The 12104-nt window shown below is 64.0% G+C and carries 11 protein-coding genes; all 11 read left to right on the plus strand.

Going from position 1 to position 12104, the window contains the following annotated elements:
* Position 1: 1 nt before the first annotated feature.
* Positions 2-799, plus strand: coding sequence for a type III secretion system export apparatus subunit SctT (gene sctT, locus ACOZHM_RS13580; RefSeq protein ID WP_421569846.1), 798 nt, complete (start codon positions 2-4; stop codon positions 797-799).
* Positions 796-1842 (plus strand): EscU/YscU/HrcU family type III secretion system export apparatus switch protein, encoded by a 1047-nt coding sequence (locus tag ACOZHM_RS13585; protein ID WP_421569847.1) that lies wholly within the window; start codon positions 796-798, stop codon positions 1840-1842. The genes sctT and ACOZHM_RS13585 overlap by 4 nt, the downstream gene beginning before the upstream one ends.
* A gap of 84 nt (positions 1843-1926) precedes the next feature.
* Entirely contained in the window at positions 1927-2451 is a 525-nt protein-coding gene (locus ACOZHM_RS13590) for a SycD/LcrH family type III secretion system chaperone (protein WP_421569848.1), read from the plus strand.
* A gap of 5 nt (positions 2452-2456) precedes the next feature.
* Entirely contained in the window at positions 2457-4223 is a 1767-nt protein-coding gene (gene sctE, locus ACOZHM_RS13595) for a type III secretion system translocon subunit SctE (RefSeq protein WP_421569849.1), read from the plus strand.
* Between the two features lie 41 nt (positions 4224-4264).
* Positions 4265-5551, plus strand: a complete 1287-nt coding sequence (locus ACOZHM_RS13600) for a hypothetical protein (RefSeq protein ID WP_421569850.1) — start codon at positions 4265-4267, stop codon at positions 5549-5551.
* A 13-nt stretch (positions 5552-5564) separates the two neighbouring features.
* Positions 5565-6650 (plus strand): IpaD/SipD/SspD family type III secretion system needle tip protein, encoded by a 1086-nt coding sequence (locus tag ACOZHM_RS13605; protein WP_421569851.1) that lies wholly within the window; start codon positions 5565-5567, stop codon positions 6648-6650.
* Positions 6651-7029: 379 nt separating this feature from the next.
* Positions 7030-9600, plus strand: a complete 2571-nt coding sequence (locus tag ACOZHM_RS13610) for a hypothetical protein (RefSeq protein ID WP_421569852.1) — start codon at positions 7030-7032, stop codon at positions 9598-9600.
* Positions 9600-9848, plus strand: a complete 249-nt coding sequence (locus tag ACOZHM_RS13615) for an acyl carrier protein (RefSeq protein ID WP_421569853.1) — start codon at positions 9600-9602, stop codon at positions 9846-9848. Before ACOZHM_RS13610 ends, ACOZHM_RS13615 begins: the two co-directional genes overlap by 1 nt.
* The gene (locus tag ACOZHM_RS13620) at positions 9845-10459 is read left to right on the plus strand and encodes a lytic transglycosylase domain-containing protein (protein WP_421569854.1); all 615 of its coding nucleotides are present in this window, start codon (positions 9845-9847) and stop codon (positions 10457-10459) included. The genes ACOZHM_RS13615 and ACOZHM_RS13620 overlap by 4 nt, the downstream gene beginning before the upstream one ends.
* A gap of 143 nt (positions 10460-10602) precedes the next feature.
* A complete protein-coding gene (locus ACOZHM_RS13625) occupies positions 10603-11775 on the plus strand; it encodes a PrgH/EprH family type III secretion apparatus protein (RefSeq protein WP_421569855.1) in 1173 nt (390 codons plus the stop codon).
* Between the two features lie 27 nt (positions 11776-11802).
* A complete protein-coding gene (locus tag ACOZHM_RS13630) occupies positions 11803-12096 on the plus strand; it encodes an EscF/YscF/HrpA family type III secretion system needle major subunit (protein ID WP_421569856.1) in 294 nt (97 codons plus the stop codon).
* Positions 12097-12104 lie beyond the last annotated feature (8 nt).

Below are 12104 nucleotides of genomic sequence, written 5' to 3' on the forward strand. Positions count from 1 at the left end.
GGTGCAGCTCTCTCCCTTCGACGCCGAACTGGTGGCGTTGGCGCGCGACCATGCCGTGCCGATCGTGCTCGGCATCGCGCGCATTGGCGCCTGCCTGGTCTGGATTCCTTACCTGTCGCCCGGCGTCATGCCCGCCAAGATGACCCGTTCGGTGGTGGCGGCCATGGTCCTGATCGGACTGTGGCCGGCCACCGCCGGTGCCGCCGTGCCGCAGGACATGGTGTCCATGGCCGGCGTACTGCTGCGCGAGGCACTGATCGGCACCGCCATCGGGCTGGTGGTCGCGCTGCCGTTCCACATCTTCCACGGCATGGGCGCCATCGTCGACAACCAGCGTGGTGCCGGCATCGGCGCCATGCTCGATCCCACCAGCGGCATCGAGGCCACTGAAACGGCCAACCTGCTGCAGCTGATGAGCGTGGTGATCTTCCTGGCCACGGACGGCATGCTGGTCCTGCTCGAGATCATCCAGTCCAGTTACGCCCTGGTGCCGATGGGTACCGGCATCGTGCTGGACCTTGCCCGCGTGCAGGACTTCGCCGGCACGCTGCTTGCCGGTGCGGTGCGCATGGCGCTCCCGGTGCTGCTGCTGTTGTTCCTGGTGGAAGTACTGCTGGGCGTGCTGTCACGCTTCTCGCAGCAGATGAACCCGTTCTCGCTCTCGCTGGCGATCAAATCGTTCATCGCCTTCATCGCGCTGCTGCTGTACCTCATGCCCACCATCGTGCATCAGGTGCCGTTGATCCGCGACAGCACCGATGCGCTGCAACTGCTGCTGCCGGCCGCCGCGCCGCCATGAAGACCGAAAAGCCCACCCCGCATCGCCTGCTCAAGGAGTCGAAGAAGGGCAAGAGCTTCGTCAGCCGCGACCTGGCCGCCGCCGCCGTCCTGGTGGCTGGCGTGGTGGCGCTGGCCGTCGGCACCTCCAGCCGCGCCGTGGTCGGCTTCTTCCGTGGCATGGCCGAACGCGGGTTCAGCCTCACCCCGGCCGACGCGGCCTGGCAGGCGACCGTGGCCTTCCTGTGGATGGCGGTGCCGGTGGGCGCGGCCGCCATCGTCGCCGCCGTGCTCATCTCGCTGGTGCAGAGCCGCGGCGTCATTGCGGCCGAGGCCGTCCGCATCGACCTGGCCCGGGTCAATCCCGTCTCCGGTTTCAAGAACCTGTTCTCGCTCAAGGTCGTCAAGGGCGCGGTCACCGCCATCCTCTATCTGCTGGCCGGCCTCGTGTTCGTGATCCTGGCCTGGGCGCTGTTCGCGCCCACCCTGTTTGCCCAGGTGCAGATGCCCGATAAGGCCGCCGCGGCGGTCTGGCACAGCGTGGGCTGGCGCAGCACCGCGCTGCTGCTGGCCGTGGTGGTGCCCATCGCGCTGGCCGCGGCGTTCATCGACTACCGGCTGTACATCCGCGAGATGCGCATGGACAAGTCCGAGGTCAAGCAGGAGCACAAGGACCACAACGGCAACCCGGAAATCAAGCAGCGCCGTCGGGACATCAACGACGAGCTGTCGGCGCAGGTGCAGTCGGACGTGGCCGGCTCCTCGCTGGTGCTGGCCAACCCCACCCACATTGCCGTGGGCATCTACGTGCATCCGGACTACCCGGGGCTGCAGTTCGTCTCCGTGCGCGAGCGCGGCAGGCGGGCGCGCAAGGTCATCGCCCTGGCCGAGAAGTCCGGCATCCCGGTGGTGCGCGACATCGCGGTGGCCCGCGCCGTCTACGCCCAAGTGCGTCGCTATCAGTTCGTGCCAGTTGAATTGACCTCGCCTATCGCTGGAATCCTGCAGTGGCTGCGCGATATCGAGCGCAACCACGCGCCGGACCCGGCCAGCGATCCGGAATGAGTGAAATACGAAAGCCCCCCTTCCCACCGCTCGCCAAACTGTGCCTGTCCTGCAGCGCAAGAGGCTAATACCAGGTAACCCCGAATGACCGACGCTCCCCACACCCCGACGGGCTCCGATGCCGACCAGGCCATGCTGGACGAAATGGCCCAGCTGCTGCTGGAAGGTGCCCAGAGTGGTGCCGCCATCAAGGACCTCAAGGGTGTCAGTGACGACATGTTGGAAGGCGTCTACGCCTACGCGCACCGCTTCTATACCGACGGTCGCCTGGACGAAGCCGAAACCTTCTTCCGCTTTCTCTACCTGTACGACTTCTACAACGGCGACTACGCCCTCGGGCTGGCCGCCGTACTGCAGATGAAAAAGCAGTACGCCAAGGCCATCGACATGTATGCCCTGGCCTACGCCCTGCTCAAGCGCGACGAACGCCCCATGTTGCATGTCGGTCAGTGCCACCTCGCGCTGGGCAAGCTCGCCATGGCGCGCGGTTGCTTTGAAACCGTGCTGCTGCGCTCCACCAATCCCGACCTGGCCGCCCGCGCCAGGGTCTATCTGCAGGCACTGTCGCCCACTGACGACGACGCCCCTGAATCCAACAAGGAAATGTAACGCCCATGACCGCCATCGCCCCCTCCGGTGCCACCCCGCTGCCGTTTGTCCAGGCGTCTTCCGCACGTGCCGAGGCCGCGTCCGCCGCGGCGGCAGGCTTCGGCGCGGTCTCGTTCAAGCAGATCGAGGCCATCGACCGCAAGGTCATGGAGCTGCTGGCCAAGGCGGCAAGCGAGCGCAGCGGACAGGCACCGACGGCGACGGTGAAGGACAGCCCGATCCTGCGTCAGGCGGACGTGCCGGCGCACGCCACGCTGACGCCCGAAGCGATGCTGTCCATGTTGGCAGGGCAGCTTAGCGAGCTGCTCAAGGAGGAAAACACCCGCAACCTCTCCTCGCAGCTGCAGTTGGTCAAGCAACGCCTGGCGCAACGCGCCGCAACCGCTGCCGAGCTGTCCGAGGCCATCCGCCTGGCACAGGCGCTGGTTGATGCGTCCATGGAGGAGGTGGGCACCGCCGAAGGCGAGCTGGCCGCCGCCGCCGAGGCATTGAAGAAGGCCAAGGACGAAGTGGCCCGCCTGGAGCAGGCGCTGGCCGACGCACCGCCGGAAGAGCAGGAGGCGCTTCGGGCCCAGCTCGAGGCTGCCAAGGGCGTGGTGGGCGAAAAGCAGGCGTTGGTGGATGCTGCCGTTGCCACCCTGGCCGAGGCAGTGTCCACCCTGGATGCGGCGCTCGGCGACCTGGAAGCCTTCAAGACCGAGGCCGACAAGCTGGACCCTGCCGGCAGCCTCAGCGCCAAGGGTGACGAGCGCGCGCTGACCAACGAGGCGAAACTGAGCGAACTGCTGGCTCTGCTGCAGCAGATCATCGGCAAGGCCAACGACAAGAAGCTCGCCGACGACACCAAGCTCATCCAGGAAGTACTGAAGCTGCGTGAGGCCGAAAACATGCGCCGCTCGCAGGAATACCAGGACGAAGTGGCCAAGGCCGAGCAGGCCCAGAAGAAGATGGGCTGCATCGGCAAGATCGTCGGCTGGGTCATCACCGTCGTGGCGGTGGTTGCGGCACCGTTTACCGGTGGCGCCAGCATGGCCCTGGCCGGCATCGGCCTGGCCTTGGCCATCGGCGAAGAGCTGGGCCTGGACGTGATGGGCAAGATCATGGAGCCCATCATGAAGGTCATCATGGAACTGGTGAAGCAGATCGGCAACGTCATCGGCGACGTGCTTACCTCGCTCGGCGTCTCGTCCGCCTTTGCCGACAAGATCAAGGACGTGCTGGGGGTCATCGCCGTGGCCGCCATGATCATCGCCGCCGTCGTGCTCAGCAAGAAAGTGGCCGGCACCATGGCCGTGCAGCAGGTTGCCAAGGCGGTCACCCGGGCGGTTTCCGAGGCGATCAGCAAGGCGTTGCCGCAGATCATCAAGACCGTCGCCCGCACCGTGGGCCAGAGCGTGGACGACGTCGCCAAGGCGCTGACCAAGGTGGCCGCCAAGGTGTCCGGCAACAGTGCCGACGACCTCGCCGTGCGCGCCGGCCAGGCCACCAAGGCCATGCACGTCATGCAGTTCGCCAATCAAGGCAGCCAGGGCGTGGGCGCGATCATCATCGCCGACATGTACATCAATGCCGCCGAATTGATGGCCAAGATCGAGCTCGGCCTGGCCGACTCGCAGATCTTCCGCGACCTCATCCAGAAGATCCTCCAGTACTTCATGCAGACCAACAACCTGGTGGCCGACCTGTTCCGCCAGATGACCGACGTGCAGGCCAGCCAGGACGAGAGCGCCAAGTTCGTGACCCACCGCGTCGGTAGCTCCGCGGCGGCCTGATCCGTCCGCGCCTGTCCTCCACATTTCCAAGGAACCCACACATGACCGATCTGTCGATCCAGCCGCGCATCGCGGCCTTCCAGCCCCAGCCGTTCGATACCGCCGGCAAGGGCAACGCAACCAACAACCCCACTGCCACGCCTGTTCCCATGGATGCGGCAACCCTGAGCAGCCTGACCGACGCCGTTGCGCAGCGCCTGCTCACGCCGGCCAACGACAGCGGACGCACGGGTACCTCGGCCATGCCGGTCGAGCTGCGTGCGGCAACCATCACGCTGGAAGATGCGCAGGCGAGCCTGACCAGCATCATCAGCAAACTGCCGATCCTGCTGACGGCGCTTGTCGGTGGCAACGACCCGATCAAGACCGACGAGGGCAGCCATACCCGTGCCACTGAAGGTGCCGCCGCCCAGATTCAGCCCCGCGCCGTGCATGACAGCCCCGCCACCGTCGCCAGCGCGTCGGCTGCCACCGGCGCCGATGCCGACATCGGCGCACGCTCGGCCAACGCCGGCGCCTGGATCAAGGACAGCCCGTTCGGCAACCTGCTGGCGCTGCTGCGCCAGCTGTTGCTCAAGTTCGAAAAGCTGGACCGCGACAACAGCACCCAGATGGTGACCCTGCAGCGCCAGATCACCATCGTGGCCGGCGATCTCGGCGTGGAGAAGGCTCGTGAGAGCTTCGGTGGCGCCGTGGCTGCAACAATACTCACGGGCGCCGTCGGCGGATTTGCGCTTAAGAAATCGTTCGAATCGACTTCCATGCAGACGGGGTCGATGGACAGCAACCTCAGGAAAGCCAACAAAACGGATATCCAGGTCCACGACGCGCGCGGCCAAGTGAAGGCGCACGGCACGACGGCTGAAAACATGCGCCCGGCCCGGAATGTCGCCGGTGAGCCCGCGTCAGCCAGAGTCGATGGTGGCCGTGCCAGCGCCGACCTTCAGGCCGACGCTGACGTGGACGTCCGTTCGATGAACCCATCCGCCGCGGGACAGAAGGGTAAGTCGACCGAGAACGATCGCCAGCGCAAGCATAGCGAGGAAATGGCCAACGCCCAGAACATTGCTGCCAAAGCCGTGCTCGGGAACATGGTAGCTCCGTCCATCGGCGGCATCGCCTCGGCAACGATGAACATCGAAGCCGAAATGACCGAGTCCGAGCGCCAGCTGATGCTCAACGTGGCAGAGACCTTCAAGCGTGTCGCCGACGAGCAGCAGGATCAGGCCACCAAGACACGCGACATGCGCGACGCCACCGCCCAGCTGGTGGATAGCCTGATGAACCTGATGGCCAGCACCAGCAGCCATCAGATCAGCAAGTTCTAAGGAGACCGGCAACGTGACCGACAGTATTACCAACTATGTCGCCGCCAGCGCGGCGCGCCCGGCGAGCATCAAGCAGGCGGAAGCGCAACAGATTGCCCCCGAAGCGCCGCTGCTTTCCAAGGAAGTGCGTGCCCGCCTCCTGCAGGCAGGTCAGCTCGCCCAGGCGGCCCGCAGCGCAGCGCTCGCCCAGATCGCCCGCTGCAACCCGCTTGCGGCTGAAGGCTTGGGCACCGTAGATCCGCCGAGCACCGAGGTGCTACAGAATCCGGAGCTGCTGGAAGACTTCCGGCGCAAACAGCAGCGTGAAGCCAACCTGGTGGCTGGGCTGCAGCAGGCAGGGTCCCGGTCGGAGCGCGCGCAGGGAGACCTGTTGCGCTCGCTGGTCTTTCTCATGCCGCAGCTCCGCCCTGCTGAGGAGGAAGACGGCATTTCGCTACCGGGGTTCGAGTCCCCCATGAAGGACCCGTCATCACTGGACACCAGTGGACTGATCTGGGATTCGCATATCGACTTCTACGGACAGATCAGCGCGATGCTCGGTTTGCTCAAGTCGGAATGGCTGAGCAAATACCAGGATGCGCTGGGCAAGTTCCTGGAGTTCTACCAGAAGTTCTCCGACATCATGGAGCAGCTCAAGCCTGTCGCTGATGGAGACAAGGGCGATATCAAGATCGACTTCAGCACGGTGAGGGGGCTGCTTGTGGAGCTCATGGCCAATTTTGGCCTGGACGCAAATGCACTGGCGTCGTTCCCCAACGAAAAAGCTGCCGAGAGCTTCAAGAACTCTTTGGGTCTTCCTGGTTTGAAGGTGACGGGTCCCGATGCCGAAGGTACTTGGCACGTGAAAATGGACGTAAGCGCAGTCGATGACCTCATCAAGAGCATGCCAACGGGCGGTGAGGTCAAGTGGGACAGCGCCAGGTACAACGCCTGGGTGTCCAGCAAGGACAGCAACATGGAACAGATCAAGCACGTCAGCAAGGTGCTGGGCGAGAAGTTGAGCGAGATGACGCAGAAATACGACAACATCGTCAAGATCCTCAGCTCCACCATCGACAAGATCAACGAAGCCGACATGGGCTTCGTGCGCGGCCTTTGACGGGAGAGGTCGTCACATGCACCGCATACAGTCCGCGCCCGCGGCCGAGACCTCTGTCGCCACTGCATAGCCACCTGCACCTTGAGCAACTCAGCTGCTGGCTGCGGCTTCATCCACATCTGCGAGATCGATCACCATGCACCACGTAACCAGCTCGTCGCACCTTGCGCGCAGCGCCCCGATTCCAGGCTTCGAGGTAAAGAAGTGTTTGGGGCGCCTTTCGCAAAGCCTATTGAACGTGAAGAACGGACAGCCGATGGTTGCAAGTCGGGTCTCCAACACTCCAGGGCGGCACGAGCGGAAGGCTTGTGATCTTGCCATGAGCGCCGCTTGTGACGTTCTGAACAATCACCCCTGTAAAACCAGCCAGCAGGCCGCCATGAGCAAGACGCTTGGCATTCTGGCAGGGGGTGGTCCGGATCGATTCGGTAACATCGTCATCAACCAGTTTGTCGCCCTGGGTGCCCTGCGCATGGGCATTGCCGACCGCATCGCGACCACTGGCGGCGGCCCAGACCTCAACAGTCGCCTTGAGCGCGTCGATGCTGCGATCGTCGAGATCGGCGTTGCGGCTGGTCGGGTCAAGGGTGTTGCCGATGGCTGTCGGGGTTCGGACAAGCAGAGCCAGGCATTGGACAAGCTGCTGGGGAAGGCCGAGAACACTGTGGCGGCGTGCATTGGAAAAGGTGAGGATGCAGCCAAGCTCATGGCGTCGATTGCCAGCGCCGTCTTGCCTGGGCCGATGATGGACGCCGTGCGGGAACGCCTGCCGTCACTTGCGGCGAAGATAGACGCTGGCGAGCTTGAGCTGGATATCGACCAGGTGATTCATGCTGGTTTGAGAGACAAGACAGAGGAGGCGATACGCCACAAGTTGAGCATGGGCGACGGTGAGAACATTGCATCCGCCATCTTCGACCTGCTGAAGCTCCCTCAGTATGTGGTGAGCAACGAGCCTGGCAGTGCGCCCCCGGCGCCACCGAGCAACGGCGCCGGCCCCCATGACATCGATCCTGCACTTCAACAGCTGCGAGACATGTCGCGGGACAATCGCGGACCCATTCTCTACAACAATTCGCCAATGGAAGTGAAGAATGATCTCAGCTTTCTGAAGGACATCCTTTCGCAGCAAGCGGGGCAGAGCGTTCCGCTCACGCTTGTCGAGAATATCCTCGAACGTGAGGATCGGCATCGCGATGTGGCGTTCCAGCACGGCGTGGATATTGGTCAGATGGAAGAGCATATCCGTCATCTGCAGGACCAGCTTCGCCAGCAGCCCCGCAGCGGTGCGGATATGCACTCGCGGCTGGCAGTGCAGAATGATGGCTATGCGAGGTGGATGGTAGGCCCGGAGAAGCTGTTTCGATTGGCCGATTCGTCGTCTGTACGTATTGAGACGGGCGGACGGAGTGAAGATAACTACGTCGAGCAGTCGGCTACAAGCAACGAGACACATCAATCTGATGATGATTCCGGGTGTGACAACGGCGATGACTTTGAGCCATTGAGCGGCGCCAATATGTATGGCGACCGGGCCGCATGGACCCAAAAGGATCCCCAAGATAACAGCGCAGATGAGGTTGATTTCGATGAACTTAAAGGTAGGTACGACGCCCTTTCGGAGCTAGACAACCCCGGGCAAGTGCATTCGCTGAATGTCGCCCAAGAACCGGAATCATCGTCTTCACTCCTGGTTGGGGGGCATTCGAAGCGTGGCGGAGGTAGCTTCGGCGATTCTGGTGAGAGCCAGTCGGGCGTTGACGTCACGGATGCTGGTGATCAGAGGGTGTCGGACTCAGTTGGCTCTCGTGGCGCCATCAGCGCGATGCACTCCGGGACGGAGGTCGGGACTGTGGAGATAATGGCGCAGCAGAACGTTAGAGCTTCGCATGATCGCCCGGAGCATTCGGATGCTGTGCAGCGGGAATCCGTTGACACGCCGGCAAGCGGTTCGGTGCGCAGGTTGATAAAAATGTTCGAGGGGATGGTTGAAGCAACGACGCAATTCCACACGCCACCCGCTTTCGACGTGGCTGGTACCCTGCGTCCAGGTCGCGAAGCTGCGACAGTTGCGGACGCGACGCGGTCGTCTTCCGTGGCAGGAGTTGGACAGGTCACCACTTCGACAACCCGTCCTGAATTCACTCCATTGCCGCGTGGCAAGTTGAACCATGCGCGTAACGAAGTTGATGCGCAAAATGCGGAGAATGAAGCGGCGCAGAGCCATGTCGGGCAGGAGGACGAGATGCCGATTCATCTCTCTGGCTTGAAGTCGACTGCGGTCAATGTCAGCGATGATTACGCAGAGGTGGCCGCCGCTCCTGCGCACTCCGTTCAGAGTGGATCTCCTCGCGCGCAAGTACAGAAGAATTCATCTGTAAGCCAGATGTTCCAGAGCGTTCAAGCGGCCGGCGAAGCCAAGCTTCGAAAGGACCTCATTACCGAATTCAGGACGTTGGTTGACTTCCGGGAGGCGCGTGGCAACAGCTTGAGCGCCGTCAAAAACCAGGATGAGTTCCGCAGGCACTGGGAAAGCGTCGGGGGGCTTAGGTTCTCGCCACCTGTCGTTCCGGTGCCGGCTGGAAAGGAAACGTTTCTGATCAGGGAGCACGAGCTGGAGAAAGTGTACGACCAGATGGCACAGAACCGCTCGCGGAAGAATACACCTCTCCTTCATGGGATTTCCCGTCAGAGGTCGGATCGTGGCCCGACAATGCAGGGTGTGGAAAGGTGGGTTTCTAGAGGCTTGGGTTCCAGCCCTGTCCCGGTGCCGAAGGCGAGTGTCGAGGTCGAAACGGCACCTTCAATCAGCGCGTCGTCCGGCGGGAACTGGACGTTTGGCCCACTAGCACAGCCGGATCTGGCGTCCAAGAAGCTTTTCGAAGATCGTCCGTCGCAGATCCTCCAGCAGCGTATCGCTCCGATGCTGAAGAGCTTGGTGGGCGGCTGATGAGCAGCTCTCTGAGCTTGCAGGATCTCCGCCGCCTGGCGGCTGCCCATCTCGGGCAGCCGCTGGCCGAAGTGGGGTCGCAGCATCGGTTGGTGGAGGACCTTGGGGTCGATTCGCTGGAGATGCACGCGTTGCTGATCGTGATCGAAGAGGCCGGCGGCACGCTTCCGTCGGCGGAGGCCCTGCGCGACGTGCAGACCCTCGCCGACCTGCACGCGGCGATCGAGGCGCAGGGCGAGGCATCGTGACCGCGCGCTTTGCGCGCTGGCTACTGCTGGGGATGACTTGGGTGGCGGCTCCTGCCGCCGCCCAGGTCTTCGCCACCGTCGACCGCAACGGTCAACTGCAGGTGTCCACCACGCCGGGAGGCGGGGCGAGGGCGTTCCATCCACACCGTCCCTTCGTGGCGGGGTCGCCTGCGGCCCCGCCGCGTTCGCGTGTGCATTCCACCGGCGCACGCGCGGCGCCCCGCTGGGCGCCGCTGATCGACCAGGTGGCCGCCGAGTTCGCTGTGGACGCACGCCTGCTGCATGCCATCGTCAGCGTTGAATCGGCCTACAACGCGCAGGCGCGCTCGCATGCCGGCGCATTGGGGCTGATGCAGGTGATTCCCGCCACCGGCAAGCGCTTCGGTGCCGTGGACCTGTTCGATCCCCTGCAGAACCTGCGCGCGGGCACCGCGTACCTGGTCTGGCTGCAGCGCCGCTTCGGCGGCGACCTGGAGCTGATGCTGGCTGCCTACAACGCCGGCGAGGGCGCCGTGCAGCGGCATGGAAACCGCGTGCCGCCGTTCTCCGAAACGCGCCGTTACGTGGCCAAGGTGAGCGCGCTCTACTACGGCGCATTGCCAACACCATGACGCATGGCGCAGTGCAAGCTGTTGCAGTGATCGGTCTTTGAAACTTTCTTCATGGTTGGGGTGCTGGGGGGCTGTCAGTCTGCGCGTCGTCGCAGAGACATCGCACGTTTTGTTGAATTCCTGATCCCGCACCACGGACCCCCATGCTCCCCGCCCACAAGTTGAAACTGCTTTCCGGCCCGCTCGATGGCGTGGAATTCACCCTGTTACCCGGCGACACCATCTTCCACGTCGGCCCGGCTCGCACGCTTCACCAGGGCCAGCTGAGCGCCACCCTGGCCAACGCCGACAACGTCTTCTACATTCCCGGCGATCTAGCCCCCGCCTCGTTCCGCGTGCAGCTGTCGGACGGCGCGGTCACGCTGGAGGTCCGAGAGAACGGCGGCGATGTCTGGCGCACGCAGCCGCTGGAGCTCAATGCCGTTGTGCATGTGGCCGGCCTTGCACTGGCCGTGCGTGCCGACGGTGAGGCATGGTCGGCGCAGGTCCTAGACCACCGCCTACCGGTGCCGGTGGCGGCTGAAGCAGTCACTCGCCCAACGCCGGCCAGCCGGGCAGGAGTGACACGCTGGGCGACGGCTGCGGTACTCGCGCTGGTTGTCGGCGCGGGCGGCTGGTGGGCGTATGACGCCCAGCGCCCGGCCACCCAGGTGCGCACGCTGGAGGCTGCACTGGCGCAGTCGCCGTACGCCTACAGCGTGGTGCACGACGAGGATGGGCATATCTACGCGTTCAGCGACAGCGCCGAGGCGCTGGCCTGGGGGCAACGTGCCAGCCAGCGCGCCGGCCGCCTGCTGGACCAGTACCGCAACCGAGACGCGGAAGCCGCACGCATCGGCGCCGTGCTCGACAGTGCAGGCGTGGCGTACGCGGTGATCCGCCTGCGCACGCCTCAACGCCCCGAAGTGGTGATCACCGCGCTGGGTGCCGACGATGCGGAGCACCGGCGCAGGGTGCTGGCGCTGCTGGTGCCGCAGATGCCGTACGCGGCCAGCATCGACGTGCGCTCCGTGGGCGACGCGCAGCTGGTGTCCATCGCCCGCGCCGAGCTGCGCGCACGCGGCATCAGCACCCGTGCCGGCACCCAGGCGGGGCGGGCGAGCATCGCCAACGATGTGTTCCTGGATGACGCCGCGCTGCACGCCATGGCCCGCTACCGCGATGACTTCGTGCGGCAGTGGGGCGAGCGCCGCGTGCGCATCAGCATTCGTTTGTGGGACGACCTGTTGAAAGGGCGTTCCTACCAGTATTCCCACGATCAGCTGCTCTCCGTTGGTGAGGGTCGTTGGGACTTTTCCACCGCAGGCAGCCGCTGATTTTTTCTTTCTTATTGGAGTATTGAAATGGAACGTACATGGGATAACGGCCCCAAGCCGCCGGGTTCGGGTGGCTGGTTGATCGATCACTCGCGAGAGTTTGACAAGGGTGTGACGAAGCTGAAAGAAGAACTTCAGAAGGCCTTCGAAAAGCTCGCCGGCGACGGTACGGACGACAACCCGGGTGACCCGACCAACCCGGCCTTCCTGGCCGAGTATCAGACCCACCTGTCTGCCTACACGACCTACCGCTCGCTGCAGTCGAACTCGGCCAAGAGCCTGGCCGACATGCAGAAGCAGAACGCCCGAAACCTGGGTTGATCGAACCT

It is taken from the genome of Stenotrophomonas sp. PD6 (assembly GCF_049199305.1).
Classification (GTDB): Bacteria; Pseudomonadota; Gammaproteobacteria; order Xanthomonadales; family Xanthomonadaceae; genus Stenotrophomonas.

What these genes read in the sequence shown, in the direction of transcription:
- ACOZHM_RS13585 (WP_421569847.1), top strand. Translation starts at nt 796, where the DNA reads ATGAAGACCGAAAAGCCCACCCCGCATCGCCTGCTCAAGGAGTCGAAG.
- ACOZHM_RS13590 (WP_421569848.1), top strand. Translation starts at nt 1,927, where the DNA reads ATGACCGACGCTCCCCACACCCCGACGGGCTCCGATGCCGACCAGGCC.
- sctE (WP_421569849.1), top strand. Translation starts at nt 2,457, where the DNA reads ATGACCGCCATCGCCCCCTCCGGTGCCACCCCGCTGCCGTTTGTCCAG.
- ACOZHM_RS13600 (WP_421569850.1), top strand. Translation starts at nt 4,265, where the DNA reads ATGACCGATCTGTCGATCCAGCCGCGCATCGCGGCCTTCCAGCCCCAG.
- ACOZHM_RS13610 (WP_421569852.1), top strand. Translation starts at nt 7,030, where the DNA reads ATGAGCAAGACGCTTGGCATTCTGGCAGGGGGTGGTCCGGATCGATTC.
- ACOZHM_RS13615 (WP_421569853.1), top strand. Translation starts at nt 9,600, where the DNA reads ATGAGCAGCTCTCTGAGCTTGCAGGATCTCCGCCGCCTGGCGGCTGCC.
- ACOZHM_RS13625 (WP_421569855.1), top strand. Translation starts at nt 10,603, where the DNA reads ATGCTCCCCGCCCACAAGTTGAAACTGCTTTCCGGCCCGCTCGATGGC.
- ACOZHM_RS13630 (WP_421569856.1), top strand. Translation starts at nt 11,803, where the DNA reads ATGGAACGTACATGGGATAACGGCCCCAAGCCGCCGGGTTCGGGTGGC.